The organism is Sphaerisporangium rubeum, assembly GCF_014207705.1.
In the GTDB taxonomy this organism is placed as follows: domain Bacteria; phylum Actinomycetota; class Actinomycetes; order Streptosporangiales; family Streptosporangiaceae; genus Sphaerisporangium; species Sphaerisporangium rubeum.
This window is the reverse complement of sequence record NZ_JACHIU010000001.1, coordinates 6342387-6367270: the sequence shown is the minus strand read 5'-3', so window position 1 is coordinate 6367270 and position 24884 is coordinate 6342387. Positions and strand designations below refer to the sequence as shown.

Genomic DNA, 24884 nt, shown 5'->3' with positions numbered 1-24884 from the left:
CCGCCGTGGCTCAGTTCCTGATGGCCAGCGTGAGTCCGTCGGCGACGGGGAGAATGGTGCTGGTCACGCGCGGGTCGTTCAGCACGTGCGTGTTGAAGTCGCGCATGACGGCGGCCTCGCCGTCGGTGTAGTCGGCGACGCTGCCGTGGCGCAGGGTGTTGTCGGCCAGCACGATGCCGCCTCTCTTCAGGCGGGTCATGATCGCCTCGTAGTACGCCGGGTAGCCCGGTTTGTCGGCGTCGATGAACGCCAGGTCGATCTCGGGACGGATCGGGAACTCGGCCAGGCCGTCGACGGCGTTGCCGAGCCGCAGTTCGACGCGGTCGGCCACCCCCGCCTTCTCCCAGTACCTGCGCGCGATCGCCGTCCACTCCTCGCTGACGTCGAAACAGGTCAGCCGGCCTCCCTCAGGCAGCCCTCTGGCGATGCAGATCGAGGAGTATCCGGTGAAGGTGCCGACCTCGACCGCGTTCATGGCGCCGCTGATGCGGGTGAGCATCGTGAGGAAGGTGCCCTGTTCAGGCGATATCTGCATCACGGCGCGCTTGTCCGTGGCCGCGACGGTCTCCTCGACGAGCTCCTTGAGCACGTCGTCCGGCGGGGTCGTGTGGTTCGCCACGTACTCGGCCACGGCGGGAGTGATGAACGAGAAAGCCTTCATGCCTGCCATTCTTGTCCACCGGCACCGGTGACGGGCCCATGGCCCCCGATCGGATCGAGACCGTCCGCGCAGGTCAGACAGGTAATGATTCCCCCTCCTCACCGGAATTCGTCTCAGATGGTGAGAACACGGCCTCACCTGATGGCGGCGTGTGGCAGACTGAGCGACATCATGCTCAACAGTCTGCTCATTATCGGCAGGCGCGCCGGCTGACCCAGGGACAGTGCCGGCGCGCAGACCTCTCACGTCCGTGAGGGGTCTTTTTGTTTGGGCCACTGGTTCCAGGCCGGCGCGCGGCGCTCACCGATAAGCACCCCGAAGGAGACGAACCATGGCCGACGACCGGTTCCATGTGTACGACACGACGCTGCGTGACGGCGCTCAACAGGAGGGCCTGTCCCTCACCGTCGCGGACAAGCTCGTCGTGGCGCGCCAGCTCGACCGGCTCGGCGTCGGCTTCATCGAGGGCGGCTGGCCCGGCGCCAACCCCAAGGACACCGAGTTCTTCCGGCGGGCTCGGACCGAGCTCGACCTGAAGCACGCGCAGCTCGCCGCGTTCGGCGCGACCCGCCGGGCCGGTGTGCGAGCGGCCGACGACCCCCTGGTCGCCGCACTGCGCGAATCGGGTGCCCCGATCGTGACCCTTGTCGCCAAGAGTCACGACAGGCACGTGGAGCTGGCCCTCCGTACGACCCTGGAGGAGAACCTCGCGATGATCCGCGACACGGTCTCCCACCTTCGTACGGAGGGGCAGCGGGTCTTCCTGGACGCCGAGCACTTCTTCGACGGCTACAAGTCCAACCCCGCGTACGCGCTCGAAGTGCTGCGGGTCGCCGCCGAGGCCGGGGCCGACGTCGTCGCGCTGTGCGACACCAACGGCGGCATGCTCCCCGAGGAACTCGCCGACGTCGTCCACGAGGCCGTCGGCACCGGAGCGCGCGTCGGCATCCACTGCCACGACGACACCGGCTGCGCCGTCGCCAACTCCCTGGCCGCCGTGCGGGCCGGCGCCACCCACGTCCAGGGCTGCGCCAACGGCTACGGCGAACGCTCAGGCAACGCCAACCTGTTCACCGTGGTCGCCAACCTCCAGCTCAAGCGGGGCTTCGACCTGGTGCCGCCGCAGGCGCTCGCCGAGATGACGAGCATCGCGCACGCCATCAGCGAGGTCACCAACGTCACCCCCAACTCGCACCAGCCGTACGTCGGCGTCTCCGCCTTCGCGCACAAGGCCGGCCTGCACGCCAGCGCCATCAAGGTCGACCCCAACCTGTACCAGCACATCGACCCCGCACAGGTCGGCAACGACATGCGCATGCTGGTCTCCGACATGGCCGGCCGCGCCTCGGTCGAGCTGAAGGGCAAGGAACTCGGCTACACCCTCACCGCCGACCAGTCCCGCGACCTGGTGGCCCGCGTCAAGGAACTGGAGTCCGCCGGCCACACCTTCGAGGCCGCCGACGCGTCCTTCGAGCTCCTCCTGCGCGACACCGTCAACGGCGACCGCCGCCGCCACTTCACCGTCGAGTCCTGGCGCGTCATCGTGGAACGCCGTCCCGGCGGCGACGTCGTCAGCGAGGCCACGGTCAAGCTCCTCACCAAGGGCGAGCGCATCGTCGCCACCGGCGAAGGCAACGGCCCCGTCAACGCGCTCGACCGCGCCGTCCGCCTCGCGCTGGAACGCCTCTACCCCGAGCTCGCCGCCGTCGAGCTCATCGACTTCAAGGTCCGCATCCTCGAAGGCACCCACGGCACCGACGCCATCACCCGCGTCCTCATCACCTCAAGCGACTCCACCGGCGAATGGGCCACCGTAGGCGTCGACGAGAACATCATCGAAGCCTCCTGGCAGGCCCTGGAACAGGCCGTCACCTACGGCCTCCTGCGCGCCGGCCACCCCGCCTGAGCACCGTGCCGCCTCGGCGGATCTGCGGCTCAGATCCGCCACGGCATGTGCTGAAGCGTCCAGGTGTTGCCGTCCGGGTCGGCGAAGTTCGCGTAAGTGACGCCGTGGCCGACGTCGTAGATCTCACCGACCTCGGCGCCGCGTTCGATGAATGTGGCGAGGGCCTTATCGATGCCGTGGACGACCAGGTGGAGGCTCCGCTGCGTCCCCGGATGCCTGATGTCCAATCAAGAATGATCACAATTAGTGCATCGGTGGTGTCTCGCAGCGAGCGGGGGTCGACGATATCCATGTGAGAGGGAAGGGCTCGGGCCGGGTATTCGGGGCCGTGGCGGTGGTGGCGGGGCTCATGACCGCCGTCGCCTTCGTGGCCCGGAGGCTGGATGCGCACGCTGGGGTAAGCCTGGCAGATTTTACGGCCGTGGCGCTGACAGCGGTCACCTTGATACCGGTGGTCTGGTCCTGGTACCGCCGGGGGAGTGCCCCGGAGTCCGGGCTCGACGTGGAGGACGCGGCACGTACCTTCGCGGCGGCCGTGCGGGAGCAGTGGCGCACCGAGATGCGCGTGCGAGCGGTGCACAGCCCCGAGCCGATCCCCGTGATGTGGCAGCTCAGCTCCAACACCGCCGTGATGAGCAAGCCCCATCTGATCAGCGACGACCCTGATTTCGTCTTCGCCGGCAACAGCGCGGACATCGAGGGGGTGGCGCGGCGCTTCCGGGCGTTGAGACGTCGCCGGCTGGTCATCATGGGTGGTGCCGGGACCGGGAAGACGACGCTCGCGGTGCAGCTCATGTCACAGTTGCTGGACTCCCGCGAGACCGACATGTCCGGCAGCGCCGGAGAACCGGTGCCGGTCCCGGTGCTGCTGCCGGTCTCCGGATGGGACACGACGGTGTATCCGCGATTACAGGACTGGCTGGTGGTGCGGCTCGCGCAGGACTACCCGGCCCTGGCGTCCCGAGGGCACAAGAGCACGTTGGCGGAAACGCTCGTGGCGCGAGGATACATCCTGCCTGTCCTGGACGGACTGGACGAGGTCCCGCAGAACCACCGGGCGGACGTGATCAAAGCGCTGAACCATTCACTCGGCGCGGACGACCAACTGATCCTGACCAGCCGCACCACGGAGTTCGCCGCCGCCGTCCCTCAGGCGGGCCAGCCGGTGCACGGCGCGGCCGTCATCACCCCCAGGATGCTGACCCCGCTCACCGCGGCCGCCTACCTTGAGTCCTGCCTGCCGGCGAAGCCGTCTGCGACATGGCGGGCCGTGCTGGACGCCGTAACGGCCGGAAGAGCGCCTGGACTGGCCAAAATCGTGTCCACGCCACTCGGGTTGTGGCTGGTCCGTACCGTCTACATCAGTACCGGCGCCGACGCCTCCCCGCTGATCGGCCCACTCGGTGAGGACTATGCCGCTCTGCGCTCCCACCTGTTCGATGAGCTCATCCCAGCGCTTGTCCAGACCCGCCCTCCCAGCGTGGACGCCGCCGATCACTTCCGCCCTCGCCGTCGATGGGATCCTGTCGCGACTCGCCGTTACCTGAGCAATCTGGCTCGCATCTTCCCCCCGGACAGCACTCGGGATCTCGCGTGGTGGCACATCGCCCGTACCGTCCATGGTTTCCGGTCGGCGGTGGGCATCTTGGTGGTGGCCCGCCTGGGGCCGGGCAGATGGCCGTACGCGGTCGGGGTCGCCACGTTGATCGGCATGGCGGTCGGACTTGTGCTGGGAACGCTGCTCGCTCTCACGGTTGTGTTACCGCCACTGAGACCGGGTTCCGGCATGGTGCCGGACCGGACTGCGAGGTCGACAACCTACGGCCGCAGGCTGGCCTTGAGGGTCGCGGCCGGGGTATCGGTCGGACTCGCGGTGAGAATGCTGGTCGGCTTGGTCACCGGCAGTACCGGGTGGGTGCTCGCGACCGTGCTCGGGCTGGTGGCCGGAGCGGTGGTCGTGGTCGCGTCCACCGGCAGGTGGGAGTACGAGGCGCCGGGTTATGCCGATCTGCGTCTGCGCCGCGGGGCGGCTCTGCTCACGATCGGCCGTGGTCTCGCGCGTTGGCTCTTCAACGGGCTGCGGATCGGACTGGTGTTCGAAGCCGTACGTCTGTGGTTCGGTATCAAGACCGACACCGGGGGTGAGCCGCCGTCCATGATCCTGATAGGGCTGGTGGCCGGTCTTGCGGCCGGCTCCGTGATGGAAGTGGTCAAATGGGCGGAGACGCCGGCGCTCACCTCGATCACGACTCCGCGGCTGAGCCTGCGCGCCGACCGTACCCTCACGTTGCTCCGGATGCTGATCCTCGGGCTGATGGTCGCGGTCTTGTCCGGGGGCTTCTTCTGGGGCTTGCTCGCGACCACGTCCGGGATGGATCGGACGCTCGGGACCGCGGTCTTCGTGGCGATCGGGTTGGCTTTCGGCGCGGTGCTGGGTCTGACGATCGGAAAGCACCACGCATGGCTGACCTTCACCATCGCTGCCGGAGTGCTGGCGCTGCGGCGGGAGCTGCCGTGGCGGCTGATGGACTTCATGGAGGACGCGCACCGGCTTGGTCTGCTGCGGGCTGTCGGTCCCCTCTACCAGTTCCGGCACGCCAATCTGCATGACCATTTGTCCGCCGGCCCGGGCGCCGCACCCGTGGCCCGGCGGACGGTCGCCGGTGTCTACGCCAGGGTGCCGGACGCCGAGTAGCGGAAGCTGGTGGTCGTGTCGCCGGTCTTGACCGTGACGCGGGACGCCGTGCAGGTGACGTCCGCGTCGCCGGTGCCGGGGACGGTCAGGGTGAGCAAGGACTTGGCGGCGGGGGAGACGATGACGGAGGCGGGGACCTTGCGCATGTAGGACGGGGAGATCCAGCCCTGGTAGGGGTTGGTGCGTGCTCGGACCACCGACTGGCCGGTCACCGGCTTGCAGCCCGGCATGGAGAGCTGGAGGACGGTGGCCTTCCAGCCGGTCTTGTCCTTGACGACCACGCGGCCGGATGCGGTGGAGACCGGGGTGAGGGCCGGGTCGAGGTGCCAGTAGCCGCGGACCTGAGCGCCGGGGGCGGTGTCGAGTACGGCCATCAGGGGGTTGTCGTGGTCGACGAGGACCGAACGGTACCTCGGGACGCCGTAGGCCTTGTCGGTCAGCTTGTAGGACTGGCGGTCCGGCTTGATGTTCGAGGCCACCAGAGACGTGGGGGTGCGGTTGCGGAACGGTTTGCCGGCGACCACGGGGACGTTGTGGGCCTCGGGGGACATGGTCCAGTAGCGGTAACCGGTGCGTTCGTAGGAGTGGAAACCGGCCTCCACCAGGATGTCGCGGCCCTGCGCGAAGTACGTGACACCGAGGTGGTCCTCGTGGCCGTGGAACTTCTGGCCGGGGCCGAACCGGATCGAGTAGTACGACGCCTCGGGGTCGTCCCACTTGGTGCGGCCGAAGACGTAACCGGCCTTGAACACCTTCACCGTCTGCTTCGGGTGGTCGAAACCGGCCGGCCGGACGTCGGCGGCGCCGTCCCCGATCGGCACCATGAAGCCGTTCGGCTGGGTCGCGTGGGTGATGTAGTTCTCCAGGCTCTCCCACCGCTTGGCGATGTCCGCCGGCACCTTACGGCCGCAGTCCTTGATGGACTCCATGCCGACCTTGAGCCGTTCGTACACATAGATGCCGTACCGAGGGGCCTGCTCCTGCAACGCACCCTGGCTGTCCACATCAAGCCGGATGGTCCCGGTCATCCGCCGTATCGCCAGGTCGGCCCATTCCTTGTGGCCGCTGCGACAGCCGAGCCGCAGCAGCGCGATGTCCTGGTCGAGGCCGTGGTTGTGGCCCTTCTCGTACTTGGCGGGGTCGGCCAGCTCACGGCCGTGGTCCACCATGCTCGCCGTGAGCCACGACGCCTTCACGTGCCTGCTCAGGCACACCAGCACCGGGGCCCGCAGCGCGATGGGGTGCTCCTGCCAGGCGTACCGGCTGGCGCGCGAGCCGCGCCTGGGGTTGCTCTCCACCCAGCTCTTGATCAGCTCGGTGGCGCGGCTGAGATACGCCTCCTTGCCGGAGGTCTCGTAGTCGGCGACCAGCCGGCCGACCCAGCGCAGCGACGAGAACACCATGTCCCACGAGCGGTTGCCGTACGGGCTGCGGTTCCAGTCGATCCTTTTGCCGATCTTCACAGGCGGCAGGTCGAGGAACTGCACCTCACCCGCCATGACCTGCTCGGACGTCGGCGTTGCGGGGAGCCAGTCCCCCTGGCATTCCGCCGTCTGCCGGACCGCGGCGGTGGCAGGCACGACCTGGACGGCCCCCGCGAGGACGAGACCGACGATGAGCGCAAGGGTCCGGCGGGGCACAGCCAGTTCCTTCCAGTGGCAGGGGGGAAAGCCGGATCATGTTGTCGGATCCTCAACTGACCGGTCAAGTCGCACAGGTCCCCTGGAACACATCGTTAACAACCAGTTGTGCAGGGGGAGGACCGCCGGCCGGAGGCGTGCCGGTGGCGTCGGACGCCGGCCGGAGACACCGCGGTGTCGTCGACGACGGTCAGGACGCGTCCGCCTGTCCCCCGGTGTCGGCGACCCGGGAACCGCCGGCACGTCCCCCGGTGTCGTCGACAGCGGTCATAAACCGTCCGCACGTACCCGGCGCCGGCAAAAGCGGTCAGAAACCGTCCGCAATAGCCCTCATGATGGCCTCATGGCCAACACCAGCTCACGGACCCTCCGGCTCCTGTCGCTGCTCCAGACCTACCGGTACTGGCCGGGTACCGAGCTGGCCGAACGCCTGGAGGTGTCCCCGAGGACCCTGCGCAGGGACGTGGACCGCCTGCGTGAGCTCGGCTACCCCGTCACGGCCAACCGCGGCGTGGACGGCGGCTACCAGCTCTCCGCCGGCGCCGTGCTGCCGCCGCTCCTGGTGGACGACGACGAGGCCGTCGCGCTGGCCATCGGCCTGCGGCTCGCCGCGCAAGGCGCCGTCTCCGGCATCGGTGAGGCGTCCGTACGGGCCCTCGCCAAGGTCGTCCAGGTCATGCCGCCGAGGCTGCGGCGCCGCGTGGAGGCCCTGCGCGCCGCGACCGTCCCCACCATCCCCGGCGGCGGCCCCACGGTGGACGCCGCCGTGCTCACCACCCTCGCTCAGGCCTGCCGCGACGAGGTACGCGTCCGCTTCGCCTACGAGGCCCGCACCGGCGACCGCACCGACCGCCACGTCGAGCCGCACCGCCTGGTGCCGCTCGGCCGCCGCTGGTACCTCGTGGCCTACGACCTCACCCGGCACGACTGGCGCAGCTTCCGCCTGGACCGCCTCACCGACCCCGTCACCACCGAGGAGCGTTACCGTCCCCGAGAGCTGCCGGCCGGGGACGCGGCCGCCTTCGTCCGCGGCGGCATCGACGTCGCCTTCGCTCCGGTGCACGCCGTCGAGGTCATCGTCCACGCCTCCGTCGCGGAGGTCCGCCGTACGACGGGGAACTGGGCCACCGTCGAAGAGGTGGACGCCGGCCGCTGCCGCCTGCGCATGAACACCGACAACCTCAACTGGCCCGCGCTGGCCCTCGGCTCCATCGGCGCCGACTTCGAGGTCGCCTCCCCACCCGAGCTCGTCACCCACCTCCAGGAGCTGTCACGGCGCTTCGGCCGCTGCACGGAAAAGCGGCGGCACCCCCGCTCGTGACAGGGGTGCCGCCGCCGGAGGGTCAGGCGATGCTGCAGGAAAGGGTGGGTGTGGCCGCGCTGCCGGTCGCGGTGAAGCCGAACGTGGTGCTGCCGTTGGCCGCCACCGAGCCGTTGTAGGCCTCGTTACGGACGGTCACGTTCGACCCGGAGCCCGAGCGGACGCCGTTCCACAGGCTGCTGATGCTCTGGCCACCGGGCCAGGTCCAGGACACGGTCCAGCGGCTGATGGCGCTGGTGCCGGCGCGGACGGTGACGGTGGACTGGAAGCCACCCGGCCAGGAGTTCGTCGTCTCCATGGTCGCCGAGCAGCCACCGGGGACCGGCGTCGGGGTGACCGTCGGCGTCGGGGTCGGCGTCGGGGTCGGGGTGACGGTGGGGGTCACCGTTGGGGTGGGGGTAGGCGTGGGGTTCGGGTTCGAGGTGCTCTGGAACTGGGAGATGAACCGATAGACCTCGTTCTTGGTCCAGGTCTGCGCGCCGTTGTCGCCGCCGCTGCCGTCGACCGGAGCGGGTCCGTGGCCGCCGTCGAACGCGGCCCAGACGACCGGGTAGCCGGCGCGGCAGCCGGAGTACTCGGTGGTGATGTGCGTGCGGCTGCCGGCGGAGGGCTCACGCGGGTTCTGCGCGGTGCAGCCGTTGTTCCGCACGAATCTGTCGCGCAGCGAACGTCCCTGCGAGATGTTCAGGACGTTGTCGGAGATTCCGTGGAGCCCCATGTAAGCGATCGGGTCGTTGCCGCCGCTGCATCCGCTGAGCTGCGCGCCGGAGAACACCGCGACCGCGCGGAACACATTGGCGCGGCTGCAGGCGAGCGAGAAGCTCATGCCGCCGCCGTAGCTGAAGCCCATGGCGAAACGCAGCGAGGGGTCGACACAAAGGTCGGCCTCGACCTGGCGCAGGATGTCGTCCATGAAGACGACGTCCTCACCGCCGTTGTTGGCCCACCCGTTGTTGAAGCCCTGCGGCGAGATGAAGATCGTGGAGTTGTTCGACAACTGCCGCTGACCGTAATAGGACCAGACGGCCCCGCTGCTGCCACCTGAGTCGACGTCGTTCATGTTGCCGTTCAGCCAGTGCAGGCCGATGATCAGGCGGTACGGATTGTTGTTGTTGTAGTTCGCGGGGATCCGCAGGATGTACTGACGATTCTTGCCGCTGGTGGTGATGTTCCGTACGCCGCTGGTCAGCGTCGGATTCTTGCCACAACCCGCGGTTCCGGCGAGCGCGGCGGCCGAGGCGGCCTTCGCGGTCCCGGTCGTGGCGGCGCTACCGCTGCTCAATGCCGCCTGGCTCGTGGCCAGCACGGCGACCGCGGCCAGCGCCACGGCACCGAGGACGGACCTATGCTTCAACATTCGCGATTCCCTTTGCTGGCCGTAGGGGCCGGGCTTGTGATGACGGCATGTTCTGCGTGCCTTTCCATCGGCGGCATCAAAGGCCCGTTTCCGGACGCAAAGCTGATGCGTTAGCGCTAACAGTCGATAGTGAATCTTCAGTACGCCGCTCATGCGCCATGGGGTGTTTGCGAGGGAGCAAATACTCCCGTGATAGCTCCTGTCAAGGTTCGCCGGCCCGCGTCTGCGCCGGATTCACCGCGTCCGTACTCCCTGGCCAGGCAAGGTCCGTGCTCGATCCGACGGCACGGAGATGAAAGTTTCCTCCTCATCCGCCGGTGAGGAACGGGCCGGCGGAACCCCGGTGCGCACGATGATCGCGGCAGGCCATGGTCACCGTACTCCGGCCCGGCACATATGAATTCGGAAAGTTCGCTGATGGCGTCGGACGACATACTGCCGTGCTCTGAGAAGCATGCTTATTCGGTGGTGATTCACGACGCCGGACCCGGGTGGTGATGCCGCGTCCACGCCTCGGCGTGCGAACGGCCGGCCGCGGATTGTTTTCCGAATTCCTCCGGCCCCGGCACGCGGGTGACAGAAATTCATCGAGGAGAACCGCAGGCGCCGTTCGCGAAACCGCCGTCACGCCGCCTCAGGCGCCGTCGGCCGACGTGTGACCCCTCGGCCGACTTGTTTCGGTCCTCGCCAGAAAGTTTCATCAGCCGTGTTCCCCAGGCCACGCCATATCTCCATGGCCTCTGATCAGCCGGAACACGGCCGGCGATCTCCGCGGACAGAGATCATGTTTCCGCGACGTTTCCGAAAGTTGTTGACAGCTTCACTTACTCAGGCGAACACTGTCGCCGTCGGCAGGACGGGCTGCCGGCCCGGGCCGGCCGATCGCGGCCCGGCACACCGGTGGCCGAGCGCACGGCCACCGGAGCACCTTTGCCGCGTCGTACGACGCCGACACGCGGCGGCCTTCTCCCACCCGGCCGCCGGCACACCTGTCGGCTCACGTGACGCCGCCTGTCCTCCCGATCGGCCCTCCGCGAGAAGGAAGCACGGAGATGAACGACGTCCTCGACCACTCGAAACGCCGTAAAAACGGCCGGATCAGGCTGCTCGCGGGCCGGGTGACCGCTGTGGCGGCGGCCGCCGTCCTCGCGATGGTGCCAGGCATCGCCAACGCGGCCATCACGACCAACCAGACCGGCACCAACAACGGCTACTACTTCTCGTTCTGGACCGACAGCCAGGGCACCGTGTCCATGGAGCTCGGTTCCGGCGGCAACTACAGCACCTCCTGGCGCAACACCGGCAACTTCGTGGCCGGCAAGGGCTGGAACCCCGGCACCCGCAGGACGGTCACCTACTCCGGCAGCTTCAACCCCTCCGGCAACGCCTACCTGACGCTGTACGGCTGGACCAGAAGCCCGCTGGTGGAGTACTACATCGTCGACAACTGGGGCACCTACCGCCCCACCGGTACCTTCAAGGGCACCGTGACCAGCGACGGCGGCACGTACGACATCTACCAGACCACCCGGTACAACGCGCCGTCCATCGACGGCAACCAGACGTTCAACCAGTACTGGAGCGTCCGCCAGCAGAAGAAGACCGGCGGCACTATCACCGCGGGCAACCACTTCGACGCCTGGTCCCGCGCCGGCATGCAGCTCGGCAACCACTTCTACCAGATCATGGCCACCGAGGGTTACCAGAGCAGCGGCAGCTCCAACATCACGGTAGGCGGCGGCAGCGACCCCGGCCCCACCTCCTCCCCGAGCAACCCCCCGAGCGGCGGCGGCGGCCAGCTCCGCGGCGTTGCCTCCAACCGCTGCGTGGACGTCCCCAACTCCAGCACCTCCGACGGCACCCGCGTCCAGCTGTACGACTGCCACAGCGGCAGCAACCAGCAGTGGGCCTCCAACTCCTCCCAGGAGATCCGCGTCTACGGCAACAAGTGCCTCGACGCCGGCGGCTCCAGCGCCGGCGCCGGCATCCAGATCTACTCCTGCTGGGGCGGCGACAACCAGAAGTGGCGCCGCAACTCCGACGGCACCATAGTCGGCGTCCAGTCCAACCTGTGCCTCGCCGCCGTCAACAACGGCACCGGCAACGGCACCCAGCTCCAACTGGCCTCCTGCCAGAGCGGCAACACCAGCCAGAGATGGAACTTCTCCGGCTGACCCCGCACGACGACGTCCCCGGCGCGACCCGCGCGCCGGGGACGTTCGCGTCACCCGGTGGACGGCGTGCCGATGACCGAGGTACCGAGGACGAGCTGGACGGCGGGGTCGCAGCCGAGAAGCTCCTCAAGGATCTGGTCACGCAGGGCCGCGGTGAACGTGATGTGCAGCCCCGCCGCGGTGGCCAGCAGGTAGACGGTCTGGCTGAGGTGGCCGACGTCCATCATCAGGCTCCGGTAGACCCGCGGGAAGCTGTACTTCCATTGGTTGCGTGCGATGACGCTCGTGTAGACGATCAGCGCTCCGGCCCTGCCGACCCAGTCCTGGTCGCCGACCGCGGCCACGAGCCGCTCGTCGTCCAGCCGGCGGCCGAGGAATTCCAGCGTGTGGCCGGCGGCGGCGTAATGGTAGGCCCCCGGTGCCAGACCTTCCACGTTACGTGCGTAGAGGTAGATCTCGGTGGGATGGCGCGCGCCACCCGACGGACTGGTCTTGAACACCCTCTGCCAGGAGTCGGTCAGCACCCCGCCGGGGTCGAGCGTGACCCCTTCCTGGGTCAGCGGCCCGTCGACCCGCCGCAGGGGACCGGCCGCCGTCTTGAGCAGCGCCGCGACCGTCTCCAGCGGTAACGCGGCGGTGCCGAAGTACCGCCGGGTACGGCGCCGGTGCAGCACGTCGATCAGGTCCCGATGCCGCCACACACCAGGGTCGGCGTCGGGTAACGCGACCCGGGTGGTGCCTGGCAGTGACCAGAACGCCGGCGGCGGCGGATCGGTGACAACCTTGGCCTCGAGTTCCTCGTTGTCCTGCTCGGCCGTACGCATGGCGGTCCCGGCGTCGGACCGGGTGGAGAAGTGGTACGCGCGCGCCAGCGGCCCCCACGGTCGCCAGGCCTGCTCGACCGCCTGCTCACGCCGATGACGCGGCCCGTCCTCGGCGATCAGGATGTCGTTCTCCGCCAGCACCGTAGCGATCTTGTGCCAGCCGGCGGCCTCGTCCGGGTCGTCCGACATCTCACGCACGGAGTCCAGCTCACGGAACACGGTGAACCACCGCAACACCCGCTCGACCCCCTCGGCCAGAGCGAACTGCCGATGGCCGAGATAGTCGTCCCAGACCAGCTTGCCGGCGTCCCACATGAGCGCGCCGCAAGCAGACAGGCGTACGTTCACCGTGACCTCTGTTCTTCCGTGTGAGCTGTGTCCGTCAGGTTCGCCGATTCGCGGATTCGCCGATTCACCGGATCCGTCAGAGCCATCAGGCGCCGTCGGCGGCGCGATCTGCCGCGAGCCCGGCCGCGGTGGCCGCCTGGCCGCGGCGGGCCGCCGCGAGATGCGGATGATCCGGCGCCACCCGCTCCAGCACCTCGGCCGCACGGCTGTAGCAGGCGTGGGCCCGTCCAGGCTGGTGGAGCGCGCGATGCAGCGCACCGAGATTGATCAGCGTGATCGTCGACTCCGGGTGACCCGGCCCGAGCACCGCGTCCTTGACGGCCAGCGCACGGGTGTAGTGCGCAAGAGCCGTCTCCAGATCACCCCTTCGATGCGCGATGGCGGCGAGATTGTGCAGCGCCGCTGCCACATCATGGTGCCAGGGCCCGTACGCCGCCTCGAAGACCACGAGAGCCCGCCGCAACAGCACCTCAGCCTCATCCGGACGACCGCAGCCGTCCACCAGTGCGGCCCAGGCCGCGAGATCCGCCGCCACCCTCGGATGATCCTCGCCGAGGATCTCGGCACGCACCTCCGCCGCACGCCGTCCCCACGGCTCACCACCGTGATGATCGCCACGAGCGTGAGCGAGCCCCCCCAGGTTGTGGCACACGGTGGCCACATCCTCATGCTCACCCCCGCGCACCGCCTCCAGAATCGTCAAAGCCCGCAGATAAAGCCCCTCCGCCTGCTCGAACCGGCCGGTGTACTTCCCCCATACCCCCCATTCATTGCACACCGTCGCCACCTGCACCGACGCAGCCCCGAAAACCCGCTCCGCCACCGGAAGCGTCAAGGCGAACAACAACCCCGCTCTGCGATAACCCCCACGCATCCGCCACAAACTCGCCAGCTCACACTGCGCGAGAACCCTCCCCCCGTCCGACCCGTCCCGCCGAGCCCGCGCGACAGCGTCGACAAAAGCCCGCTCCGCCACCTCGAAGCGCTTCTCGGCAACCCGCTCACGTCCGTACCGCAGCAACGTCCCCACCGACCCAGAAACCCCAGCCGGCCGAGCCCCACCGCTCACAACCCCTCCTGAACGCTCCCCCCGCACGAGCCCTCCCGTAACACACCCCACCGGACGACGCCACCGGCGATATACCGCCTCCCAGGACCACACTGGCCTGGGAGGCAGGCCTGAAGTCGCACTACGACAGACCTGGAGCGCCACGGTCATCCCGCGGAACCCCGTCCGTCCGCAGGCTCACACCTCGATAAGAACCTCGTTGTGGTTGAGGTTGAGGGCGGACTGCGGCGCGTCGTAGCTGTCCTCGTGGTTCTCGAAGACGGCGCTCTCGTTGTGGTTGGAAGTGAGAGCGGACTCCAGCCTGTCGTAGGTGTCCTCGTGGTCCTCGAAGACGGCACTCTCGTTGTGGTTGTGGTTGAGAGCGGCCTGCGGCGCGTCGTAGGCGTCCTCGTGAACCTCGAACACCTCGGACTTCTGCTGAGACATGACTGTGCCACCTTTCTTAATTGACCGCGCACAGGCAGGGATTGACAGCACGTTCCGCTGCTCCGGCACTGACTTCCGAACGATCTCAAACGCGTGGTCGCCGTTTCAAATGTATTTCGCGTGTTGAGATTGACGGCGAATATACCGGCGTATGTCGTCCTGGATTCGGATGATCGCTGCCCCTATTGCGGCTCACCCAAAAAAGACCCGTCCGCTCGCGATGCGGAATAGCGGCTGGTGACGCCGCCTTATCTGCCGGGGTAAGTGACAAAGCGTTGTGGCTGGTCCAGGACGGCGGCGGCTCCCGCGAAGTCCGCCAGGCGGACGGCCAGAGTCCGCTCGGCCAGGCGAGGCGGCAGCGCGGCGCCGAACTTCAGACCCTCAAGCGCCTTGGCGTCCGGAGTGGGGAGGGTGAGGCCCTGAACCGCGTCGCGGACGGCGGATGACCAGGCCTGCGGGGTGATGTCGGTGCGTAGACGGAGGTAGGCGTCGGTGACCTGCTGTCTCGGGTCGGCGACGGAGGCGAAGGTGCTGCGGAGCGTCACGTTGGCGCGGTACCCGGCCCAGGTCCACCAGCGGACGTCGTCACCACGAGCGATGATCGTGCCGCCAGGGTGGACGACGTCCAGATGGTCGTCCCGGGCCTCGGCCAGGGCCTTCTCGGCACGATGGGTGAGCCGTACAGGAGGGTCGGCGCCGAGCAGAACCTCACGCATGGCCTGCACCAGCGCGTAGGACCCTCCGTAGGACCGGTCGGCCGACTGCCACCGGGCCCGGCCGCCGCGTTCCACCGCCTCGACATGGCACCGGCGTCGCTTCCAGTCGACCCACGTGACCCGCCAGCTACGTCCCGCCAGCAGCAGAAGGCGTGGCCCTTCCTCGCGGTCGCACAGCAACGACGGATCGGTACGGCCGATCTCCGTGCGGCCGTGGAGCACGGTGAACTGCGGTGCGGCGGTGAACACCGTGGTGAGCGCCATGAAGTGCCGCGTACCGAACGCGGCCTCGGCCGCCGGGCCGATGAACATCATGCCGTCGTCGGTGTCGATGTAGCCGGCCGCGACCAGATGGTTCAGGATCGGTGCCGCCGCCGGACCGAACGGTTCCAGTCCGGCCCACCACTCGGCCCAGGAGCGGTCCCCGACCCGGAACTCCTGCAGGCACAACGCGAGAAGCTGCTGAGCGACGATGTGCCGCGGCTCAGGAGGAGGGGTGACCGGTTCCACCCAGTGCCGACCCCACAGCAGCAGCAGGCCCGCCGCCTGGACGAGCCCGGCGTGGTCGAGCGCGAGGAACAGGCAGTTGCGCCTGGAGCCGGGCCGCCTGCCGGTACGGCCGACGCGTTGCAGAAACGCCGCGACCGTGGCCGGCGCGTCGATCTGGATCACCCGGTCGAGGTCCCCCACGTCGATGCCGAGTTCCAGCGTGGACGTCGCGACGATCACGCAGTCGCGTTCCTCGCCGAACGCCTGTTCCGCGCGCCGCCGCTCCTCGGCCGACAGCGAGGCGTGCGACAGGAACGTCGTCACCCCGAGGGCCCGCAGGTGCGCGCCGAGCTCCTCGACCAGCCGCCTGGAGTCGCAGAAGACCAGCCGCTTCTCACCGCGGTGCAGGCTCGCGACGACCTTGGCCGCGTTGGCGACGGAACCGACATGATCCAGCTCGACGTCACCCGGCGGCGGCCGGTCCAGGGCCTGGCCGGACGGCTCGGGCTCGACGACCCGTGCCGCGCGGCGACCGCGGCTCGACCCCTGGAGCCAGTCGAGGAGTTCGACCGGGTTGCCGACCGTCGCCGACAGGCCGACCCGCTGGATGGGTCGCCGTGTCACACGGGTGAGCCGTTCCAGGACGCACAGCAGATGCCAGCCGCGGTCGTCCCCGGCGAACGCGTGGACCTCGTCCACGACGACGGCCCGCACCCCCGCGAAGACGACGGTGTGGTCGACCTTCGTGCTGACCAGCATGGATTCCAGCGATTCCGGTGTGGTGAGCAGGATGTCGGGGAGGTCGCGCAGGATCGCGGCGCGTGCGGCGGAGGTGACGTCCCCGTGCCAGAGGGCCACACGCCGGCCGAGCCATCCCGCGTACCGCTCGACCCGGGGAAGCAGGTTGTTCAGTAGCGCCTTGATCGGACACACGTAGACGACCGAGACGCCGGTCCACTGGTGCCGGGCCATGGCGGACAGCAGAGGGAACAGCGCCGCCTCGGTCTTGCCGCCTGCGGTCGGCGCGAGCAGCACCGCGTCCTCTCCGTCGGCGAGCGGCCGTAGCGCCTCGCGCTGCAGAGGACGCAACGACGGCCATCCGAGAGTGTTCACGACGTGATGCGCGAGCGTCGGATGCAGAAGCTCCAGGTCGCTCACAGGTCCAGCTCCACCGAGTCCGCCGAGGACGGCGAGCCGTGACGTGCGGCGTTACGCTCGACGGCGGTCAGTTCGCCGGCGGCCAACGTGAGCGTGTAGTGCTCACGCGGGACGAAGTCCTCGAACTGGTCCACCCGGTCCAGGACGTCGACGAGCTTGCGCAGGAACAGCCGAGGCGCCACCCCCACCAGCCCGCCAAGTTCACCGCTGACGGCGTGCGCCAGCTCCGCGACGTAGGCGTCGTCCACCACCGCGCCGACGCGCGGGGACACGGCCCGGCCGCTCGCGTACAAGTCGCGCACCTTGATTCCGAGCTCGGTCAGCGAGGCGAGCGTGAACCCCGGCAGCCGGATCTGGATGGCTCTCGGATTGTCGAAACGCGGGTCGGCAAGGAAGTCGGTCGCCAGCCGTTGCGCGAGCGGCGCGAGCCGCGGCACACCTTGCGGGCCCTCGAAGAAGGCCGGCGTGCCGGTGATCAGCAGATACAGCCCGGGGAACCGTCCCGAGTGGACCTCGTCGATGAGTTGCCGCAAGGAGTTGAGTGCCTTGTCGCGAGCGTCGGACCGCACCCGTTGCAGGGTCTCCACCTCGTCGAGGACCAGCACCAGGCCCGGATGGCCGGAGTCCCGCAGCACCGTCAGCAGCCCCTGGACGAACCCGAGCGCACCGAAGTGGTCCAGGTCGCCGCGGACCCCGGCCGCGCGCCGTGCGGCGGCCGCGACGTTCGGCTGACCACCGAGCCACGCCATGATGGCCTCGGCGGTCGCGGTGTCACCGGCACCGGAGGCCTCCCGGTAGCCGCGCAGCGCCGCCGCGAACGTCGGTGCCGACCGGCTCACCTCGGCCAGGCGCTCGTCGAGCAGCTCCTCGACGGCCGCGCCGAGCCCCGCCGGGTCGGCGCCTGCGGCGAGAGCGTCCTCCTCAAGGACGTAGAACCACGCGTCCACGACGGGCCGCAGCGCGCTCGGCGGATAGCTCGACGTGCACAGTCGCTCGGTGAGCCGCCGGTAGACGGTCTCCAGTCTGTGCAGAGGTGTCTCGTTCTCCGACACCTGCACCTCGGCGGTCGCCATGCCTCTGCGCTTGGCCGCCTCGGCGAGCCACCGGGTGAGGAAGGTCTTCCCCGAGCCGTACTCACCTCTGATGGCCTTGAACACCGACCCGCCGGACGCCAGGGTGTCCAGCTCGTCGCTCATGGCCTTCTCGAACCGGCCGAGACCGACCGCCAGCAGGTCGAGACCCGCCTGCGGTACGGCCCCCTGCCGCAGCGCGTCGATCACCGCACGCCTGCGGGCCGCGCTCACCGGCATCCCGGCCGTCATGCCGTGCCTCGCCGTCCCGCGGACCGCAGCCCGAACTGCTCACGCAGCAGATGAGGATTCAGCCGCACGCTGCGGCCGTTGTCGGTGACGGCGAGCACCGGGTAGTTGTCGACGTTGAGTATCCGCTGCAACGTCGCCACCAGCCCCGCCGCGCGCACGGCGGGCTCCTCGGCGCTCTCGGCCACCACCGGCAGCGGCAGCGGGCCACCGGCGTCGAGCAGTGCGAGCAGCACGGAACGGATTTTCACTTTGGGGATCCTGCGCGGCGTCATCTGGTGTTGCGCCGCGAACAGCTCCCCGGCGAGCAACTCGGCGACCAGCGCCTCGTCCGGGCTCACGGCGGCCGCGGCGAGCGGCACCCCCGTCAGCAGAGCGGGATCGGGTTTCTCGTCGAACAGCGTCGGCGCGTCACCGGCCGGTTTCCTGCTCCTGGGCCGCGCCTTGGCCGGTGCCGGAGCCGACGGACGGTCATCGGCGACAGGAGCCGCGAGCGACCACCATTCCGGCTCCTGGTGAGGCAGCGCACGCCACCCCTCCGGCGCCGACGACCCGAGCGGCAGGAACGCCAGCAGGGGGATGGTCACCTCCGCCAGGGACGCGCCGCCGTGATAACCGGCCTTGCTCGGCAGGTAGCGCACCGAGGGGTCCCACAGCGCCACGAGCCGGCCAACTGCCACCCGTGGCCCGGCCAGCTCCACCTCCCCATCACTCACCGAACCCCCCGCTTCCCGGTGCCGCGCCGACAACGCGCCGGGAAGGCCGCGCAGCTCACCGCCGCGTTCGAGCACATGTCCGTGATCGCTGGTCAGGATGACGGCCCGGCCCTGCAGCCGCGCGTAGTGCAGCAAGGTACGCAGCACCCCCACGTCCGCGACGGCCCACACGTCGTCCACACGTCCCCTGCCTTTGTCGAGCGCGTCGTCGATGGCGTTCAGCACCACACCGACGTGGACGGACTCGTCCTCCAGCGCCGCGGTCAGCTCGTCACCGAGAGACCGGCCCGCGTCACCCTCCAAACTGTTCTTATGGAACAGTCTGACCTGCCGTCCCCGCCAGAACGCGTGGTTCTCGAACGCCTTGCGCTCCTCGGCGGGACCACCGGTGGTGAGCCGCGCGGCGAACATGCTGGCGCGCGACACCCGGGTCACCGTGGGGATCGCCGCGACCACCGCGCGCCGCCGAGGCCGTCCCGAGCCGCCAGGCACCGGGTCGTACTCCTCCCAGTTCTGCCGCCGCAGCTCCTCGGCCAGCTCGCACGCCACAGCGGTGCTCATCCCGTCCAGCACCACGAACAGCACCGGACGCGACGGTCCATCGGCCACCAGAGGCGCCACGACGCGCGGCAGCACACTGTCCACGGTCAGCAGGTCGCCGGGCCCGGTGGCGGTCCAGGCCGCGAGCCTCGCGGCGAACGCCTGGTTCAGCCGTCGTCCTCGTTCGCGCACGGACGCGTGGAGTGCCTTGTACGCCTCCTTCAGCGGCTCGTTGTGCGGCTCACCGATCCAGATGTCGTCACGCGCGCGGTCCACCCACCCCCACTCGTCGACCTGCGCCTGTACCGCCGGCCCCACCCCGCCGACCTGCCGCTCGGCGTCGAAGGGACGCACCAGCCACTGCAGGAGCCGCTGCGCCATCTCGGCGCGCCGCACCCGGTGCGCCTGGCTCTCGGCGAGCGCGTGCGCACGCAGCCGCGCGACGGCGCCTGCCAGCACGGCCAGGCTCCGCGGTGACCGTTCCCCGGTGGCGGACGCCAGCGCCGCCGCGACGTCACCGACGCGGTCCTCGAACCCGGAACGCAGCAGGCCGCTGAACCGCGCCGCGGGACGCGCGCCGAACTGCACGACCAGGTCCTCGGCGCGGTCCAGAGCCGCGTGCGCCGTACGGCCGGCGTTCTCGTGCAGCGACCGCGTCACGGTCCGCTCGGCCTCTGCGGCGAAACCGCGGATCGTCGCGTCGTCCAGCGACCCGCGTCCCTGTCCACCGGCGAGCGCGGAGACGTACACCAGCACCCCGCCTTGCGACCGCTGCGCCTCCGGACCCGCCTCCGGGGCCCACAGCGCGCCGCAGAGCAGCCCGAGCGCGAGCGCGTCCCCTGCGCGGCCTCCGTCGGCGAGCCGGAACACGACGTCCGCCGTGCTCCCCGCGACCTCCGCCAGCCACGCGCGAAGGCCCGCGCGTTCCTCGTCACGCAGCGCGCCGAACGCCTCCACGGCGGCCGGGTCGGCGCTCCACAGCAGCAACGCGGCGCCGTCGAGATCGTCGGCGCCGAGGCCGAGCCGGTCCAGGCGCAGCCGCCGCGCGGCGAGCTGCCTGAGCGCCACCTCGCGGGTCAGCACCGCACCGGTGAGCCGCGGCCACCCGCCTGGCGGCATGGCGTCGATCAGCGCCTCGGCGGCCCATCCCTCGGCGAGCAGCCGGGGGTCGGTCTGCTGCGCGCCGAAGCTCTCCTGCACCAGCAGCCACGGCTCCACCACGAAGATCCGCTGCCGGATCACCCTGCTCAGCAGTCCCACGCCGAGTGTGTTCTCGGCGGCGTCGGTGAGCACGACGAGCACCGCGTCGCCGTCCCGCTCCAGATGCCTGCTGACCTGCTCCATCACCGCCAGCGGCGACACGGCCGCCACGACCCGGACCCGCCGGCCGTTCAGCACCGTCTCCTCGGGCCCCGGCCACGCAGGCTCGGCACGCAGCAGCAGCACCCGCTGGTCACTCTTGGCGTACTTGCGCAGCAGCCGTCCGGCCTCCTGTTCCAGCGCGGCGGTGGTCAGCGGCAGGGGCCTCGCCGCGGCGGGGGCCGCGCTCACCGGCGCGGGACCGGTCGGATGGAGATCTCGACGTCGGCCTCCGGCGACGCCTCGGACAGCTCACGCGCGTGGACCAGCAGGTCCGACAGCCTGCGCTCCAGCTCGGTGTCCGGCTCGGGAAGGGCCCGCGCCTCGGCGATCAGCCGGGACAGCCCGTCCTCCAGCAGCGACACCGGCCCGCTGTACACGACCTTGGCCGCAGGTGGCGGCGGAGGTGGCGGCGGCGGTGGCGGTGGCTTCACCGCGTCACGCAGCAACTGCGCCGCCGCCGACGCGGCGCTCGTGAGGGCCGGCGCCAGCGGAAGGGTCAGCTCGTCCACGGCTGCCACCTCGCGGAGGCGGCGCAGGATCAGATCCGCGCGCTCTCTGTACGGCTCCGCCAGCTCGGCGATGATCGTGAAGTTGTCCCACCGCGCGGCCCGCAGCGCGGCCACCACCGAGGCGGCGCTCTTGACGCTTGTGCCGACCCGTTCCGCCGCCTCCCCGAGATCGGCGGTCGCCAGCTGATCGATGATCTCCAGCTTGGCGTGCCGCGAGGTGAGCCCGTCCAGCAGGTCGGCGGCCCTGCGTGCCGTCTGCAGTCGTCCCTCCGCAGCGTCCAGTTCGAGGCCGAGCAGGTCCTTGTGGTTCTCCAGCTCCGCGACGAGCTGGTGCGCAGGGTCGCGGTAGCGGCGCGCGTCGTCGGACAGGGCCCTGGCGAACAGTCCGGCCAGCCGGGCCCGGCGCGCCGCAGGGGGATTGTGGCCGAACACCGTCATCGCACGCGACCGCGCCGTCTCCCACGCCTGCTCGCTCGGCGGTGTCTCCTCGCGCAGCGCCATCTCGTCCCTGATCTGCGAGAGCTCGGGGTTGACCGGCCCGCCGTGCTGCACCCACGTACGGTCGGTCTGCTCGGCGAAACACGCGATCACCAGGTGCACGACGAGCTTGTCCATGCCGCGCGGGTCAGGCCTGCCGTCGATCCATCCGGCCAGCACCTGCACCTTCAGGTCGCCGTCCACCCCGTCCTGCGCCATGCACTGGTGGATGTGCCGGCGCCAGTGGGTGCCGAGCACGAACGCCGCCTCGTGCATCTCGCCGAGCAGCAGCGGGTTGGCGATCCGCCGCACCGTGGCGCGGTGCGGCCGGTCCACCTCGACCCGGTTGTCCGGCGCCTCGACGGCTCTGCGCACGTAGTCGAGCACCAGCCTGGCGTCGGCCGGCTTGACGACGGCCGCGGCCCCCGCGCCGTCGGGGTCGAAGTCGGGGTGCGCGGGGAACTGCGCGGTCAGCATCTGACCGGCCAGCCGGTGCATGGCCTCGGCGAGTGACGCGCCGGACGGCAGCCGGGGCCGCAGCTCCTCCGCCAGCGGCAGCAGATGGTCGTCGAACCCGGTGACCACGTCACCCTGCTGCTTGATCGTCAGCCCGTACGCCTGCCGCAGCGTGTCGGCGAGCCTGCCGTGCAGCACGTCCCGCTGGCCGCTGAGCGTCTGCCGCGCACGGTGCCGGTCGGCCGGGCCGAGGTCCTTGGCCAGCTCCTCGAACCGCTGACCGTGCAAGGCGTACTCGATGGTGACGAGCTTGCGCAGGTCCTGTGTGCGCTCGGTGGACAGCGACGCCGGGACCCAGCACAGCGTGCGGTCACGGAAACCGTTGGCGAACATCATCTGGACGCGGTTGCGGTCGTCGGCCGGGGTGTAGTCCCCCTCGTCGAACGGATAGTCCACGATGAGGCGCCAGCTCGTCGGATCGGCCGGATGGAACGCGGTGTCCCGCAGCTCGTCCTGGTCGCGGACGTTGCCGAAAACCACCTCCACCGACCGCTTGCTGCCACGCCAGGCGAATTCGTACCGGTCCCCGCCGACCTGGCCGGTCTCGGTGACCCCCAGCTCCTTGTACAGCAGCTTCCGCACGAGGTTCTTGCGCGTGCCGGTCGTGTCGGCCCCCGCGTTGCGCGCGTTCTCCAGGATCGAGTCCACGTCCACGCCGACGAGTTCCAGGCCGACACCGGGGTCGTCCCCCTTGGTGAACTTGATCTCGTTGAACCGGCCGGCCCACTCCTCGACCTTGCGCGCGACCTGCGCGACCTCGCCGCCGGGGATGGGACTCGTGACGCTGCCGTGGTTGAGCGCGGCCAGCCGGCCCGCCGTGAGGTTGTGCAGCGCCGGCACCGTCGGCGCGAGCGCGGACAGCAGCAGCGTCTTGACCAGCCGGTCGTCCCCGGTGAAGGCCCGCACCCGCGCCACCACCCGCGCGTCGGCCTCCGCGCCGCGCCGCACTCTGGCGATCTCGTCCTCGCCGAGGTCGCCGTACTGGGACAGCAGGTACGGCCGCAGCTTGGTCGCGTACAGCTTCTGCGCCGCCTCGAACTCCACCTTGAGCTTCTGCGTGAACGGCTCGTCGCCACCCTCGGCGATCACGTCGTACAGATCCCCGAGCGGGATCAGCTCACCGAGCCGCAGGTCGTCACGCCGCCGGATCAGGATGCGCCGCATGAGCTTGAGCGCGGTACGCGACCGCTGGAGCGCGCTGGAGATATGCACCAGCGTGTCCATGAACGCCGGGCTGAACGGGTAGGTCTTGCGGAACGCGTCGATGTCCGCGCCGGTCGCGTCCCCCGTGCCGAGCAGCGTGTCCCACACCTCACGCCGCACCTTGCCGGTCTGCTCGAACGCACGCGCGACCGCAGCCGCGGCCTGCTCGTCCTTCGGCGTGAGCAGCCGCCGCCGCGCGATCTCCGGCAGGTCGCGGTCCTCCAGGGTGATGGTGTCGAACCGGCCCTTGGCGAGGTCCAGGGTGTCCTGGAACCCCAGCTCCACCGCGCCGATCACCTCCTCGCCGACCAGCTCACGCAGGTCCCGCTGCCGCGCGATGAGGCTGACCACCGGCACCGGCCGCGTCGCGTCCCCCGACTCGACGAAGTTCGTGATCTTCTGCACCTCGCGCGCCACGAACTTCGAGTCCCCCACGGAGTTCGCCAGCCACAGGATCAGCTCGTCCAGGAACAACACCAGCGCGTCGTACCCGAGCTCCTTGGCGTGCCGGCTGATCTCGAACAACCCCCGGTCGAGCGAGACGTACCCCTCGGCGTCCTCCTTGGCGTTGGTGAAGAACCCCTTGTTCCAGCTCTGCAGCAGATCGCTCACCAGCCGCCGCCGTAGCCGGTCCCCGTCGGTGAGCACGATCAGATGCTCGTCGTCCCCGTCAGAGTCGTCCGCGTGCGACCCGCCGAACGCAGCGTCCAGCCGCTCCGCGGTCCAGAAGACCTCGGTCTCACCCCATTCATCAGGCTCACCGGGCTCGTCACCCCCCGGCAGCCCTTTGATGAACGCCACGTCGCCTATCTGCTCCCGCAGATGCCGCGCCTGCTCCAGCAACGCGTCCGTGCGGTGGACGGCCGGAATGGGGGCCTCCGGCTCGATGGACCGGACATAGTCGACGTACCGGCCGAGCACCCGGTGCTCCAGCGACTTGGCGTCCAGCAGGTGGAACGGTACAAGCAGGAACCGCCTCCCCACGAGCCAGTCGTGCTTGGCCAGCAGCCCCGCGAACTCCGTACGTTCCCGCGCCGCCTTCTCGCCGCGCAACAGTGCGTGCAGCACCGCCATGAAGTGCGATTTACCGGCACCGAAAGATCCATGCAGATACGCCGCCTTGGAACCGTTCCCAGTGACCGCGGCCTTTATCAGCCCCAGCGCTCGGTCGAAGTTGTCGACCAGGTCATCGGTGATGACGTAGTCCCGGAGGGTCGAGGACGCATCGGTCACCCCCTCGGCGAGTTTCAGCACGAAATCGCTGTCGCTCATCTCCTCCGGGATCTCGATGAACTCCCGGAGTAATGGCTGCCGGACCGGCGTCGTCATGGCTCCCACTCGTTTGACCTGCGACTGACGAACTGTTGAGCTCATCAAGGTAGTCGTGCGGCCGTGCATGACGAAAGTGCGAGCCCACCACTGGAGATGTTGAGTATTAAATGAGCGGTATGTCGGTTT

15 protein-coding genes are annotated in these 24884 nt (G+C 69.6%); 4 read left to right on the top strand and 11 right to left on the bottom strand.

The window, feature by feature from the left end; genetic code table 11:
- Positions 1–10: 10 nt before the first annotated feature.
- Positions 11–661, bottom strand: coding sequence for an O-methyltransferase (locus BJ992_RS26845; RefSeq protein ID WP_184985653.1), 651 nt, complete (start codon positions 659–661; stop codon positions 11–13).
- A gap of 331 nt (positions 662–992) precedes the next feature.
- On the opposite strand from BJ992_RS26845, the gene cimA reads away from it, so the two are divergent.
- Entirely contained in the window at positions 993–2567 is a 1575-nt protein-coding gene (cimA, locus tag BJ992_RS26840; protein WP_184985651.1) for a citramalate synthase, read from the top strand.
- Between the two features lie 29 nt (positions 2568–2596).
- Here cimA and BJ992_RS26835 read toward each other — a convergent pair whose 3' ends face one another.
- Entirely contained in the window at positions 2597–2794 is a 198-nt protein-coding gene (locus tag BJ992_RS26835) for a VOC family protein (RefSeq protein ID WP_184985649.1), read from the bottom strand.
- Positions 2795–2916: 122 nt separating this feature from the next.
- Between BJ992_RS26835 and BJ992_RS26830 the strand changes: the two genes are divergently transcribed.
- Positions 2917–5262 (top strand): hypothetical protein, encoded by a 2346-nt coding sequence (locus tag BJ992_RS26830; RefSeq protein ID WP_184985647.1) that lies wholly within the window; start codon positions 2917–2919, stop codon positions 5260–5262.
- Here BJ992_RS26830 and BJ992_RS26825 read toward each other — a convergent pair.
- Positions 5235–6902 carry a heparinase II/III domain-containing protein gene (locus BJ992_RS26825; RefSeq protein WP_184985645.1) on the bottom strand — a complete coding sequence of 556 codons (1668 nt, stop codon included), beginning with the start codon at positions 6900–6902 and terminating at the stop codon, positions 5235–5237. The two genes, BJ992_RS26830 and BJ992_RS26825, sit on opposite strands and share 28 nt — an antisense overlap.
- Before the next feature lie 343 nt (positions 6903–7245).
- Here BJ992_RS26825 and BJ992_RS26820 point away from each other — a divergent pair, with 343 nt between their 5' ends.
- Positions 7246–8223, top strand: a complete 978-nt coding sequence (locus BJ992_RS26820; RefSeq protein ID WP_184985642.1) for a helix-turn-helix transcriptional regulator — start codon at positions 7246–7248, stop codon at positions 8221–8223.
- Between the two features lie 22 nt (positions 8224–8245).
- On the opposite strand, the gene BJ992_RS33335 is transcribed toward BJ992_RS26820, so the two are convergent.
- Positions 8246–9580 carry a cellulose binding domain-containing protein gene (locus BJ992_RS33335; protein WP_184985640.1) on the bottom strand — a complete coding sequence of 445 codons (1335 nt, stop codon included), beginning with the start codon at positions 9578–9580 and terminating at the stop codon, positions 8246–8248.
- A 1052-nt stretch (positions 9581–10632) separates the two neighbouring features.
- Between BJ992_RS33335 and BJ992_RS26810 the strand changes: the two genes are divergently transcribed.
- The gene (locus BJ992_RS26810) at positions 10633–11754 is read left to right on the top strand and encodes a glycoside hydrolase family 11 protein (RefSeq protein WP_221474996.1); all 1122 of its coding nucleotides are present in this window, start codon (positions 10633–10635) and stop codon (positions 11752–11754) included.
- A gap of 50 nt (positions 11755–11804) precedes the next feature.
- Here the strand turns inward: BJ992_RS26810 and BJ992_RS26800 are convergent, their stop codons facing one another.
- From BJ992_RS26800 to BJ992_RS26770, 7 genes are all read right to left on the bottom strand, one after another.
- Positions 11805–12926: a SagB family peptide dehydrogenase gene (locus BJ992_RS26800; RefSeq protein WP_184985638.1), complete on the bottom strand. Its 1122-nt coding sequence runs from the start codon at positions 12924–12926 to the stop codon at positions 11805–11807.
- An 85-nt stretch (positions 12927–13011) separates the two neighbouring features.
- Entirely contained in the window at positions 13012–13800 is a 789-nt protein-coding gene (locus tag BJ992_RS26795) for a tetratricopeptide repeat protein (protein ID WP_184985636.1), read from the bottom strand.
- 372 nt (positions 13801–14172) lie between these two features.
- Positions 14173–14421, bottom strand: coding sequence for a hypothetical protein (locus tag BJ992_RS26790; RefSeq protein WP_184985634.1), 249 nt, complete (start codon positions 14419–14421; stop codon positions 14173–14175).
- A gap of 248 nt (positions 14422–14669) precedes the next feature.
- Positions 14670–16784, bottom strand: coding sequence for a DEAD/DEAH box helicase (locus BJ992_RS26785; protein ID WP_184985632.1), 2115 nt, complete (start codon positions 16782–16784; stop codon positions 14670–14672).
- Positions 16781–18106, bottom strand: coding sequence for a BREX system ATP-binding protein BrxD (gene brxD / locus BJ992_RS26780; protein ID WP_184985630.1), 1326 nt, complete (start codon positions 18104–18106; stop codon positions 16781–16783). Before brxD ends, BJ992_RS26785 begins: the two co-directional genes overlap by 4 nt.
- The gene (pglZ, locus tag BJ992_RS26775; RefSeq protein WP_184985628.1) at positions 18103–20910 is read right to left on the bottom strand and encodes a BREX-2 system phosphatase PglZ; all 2808 of its coding nucleotides are present in this window, start codon (positions 20908–20910) and stop codon (positions 18103–18105) included. Before pglZ ends, brxD begins: the two co-directional genes overlap by 4 nt.
- Positions 20907–24755 carry a BREX-2 system ATPase PglY family protein gene (locus tag BJ992_RS26770; RefSeq protein WP_184985626.1) on the bottom strand — a complete coding sequence of 1283 codons (3849 nt, stop codon included), beginning with the start codon at positions 24753–24755 and terminating at the stop codon, positions 20907–20909. The genes pglZ and BJ992_RS26770 overlap by 4 nt, the downstream gene beginning before the upstream one ends.
- Between the last annotated feature and the right edge of the window lie 129 nt (positions 24756–24884).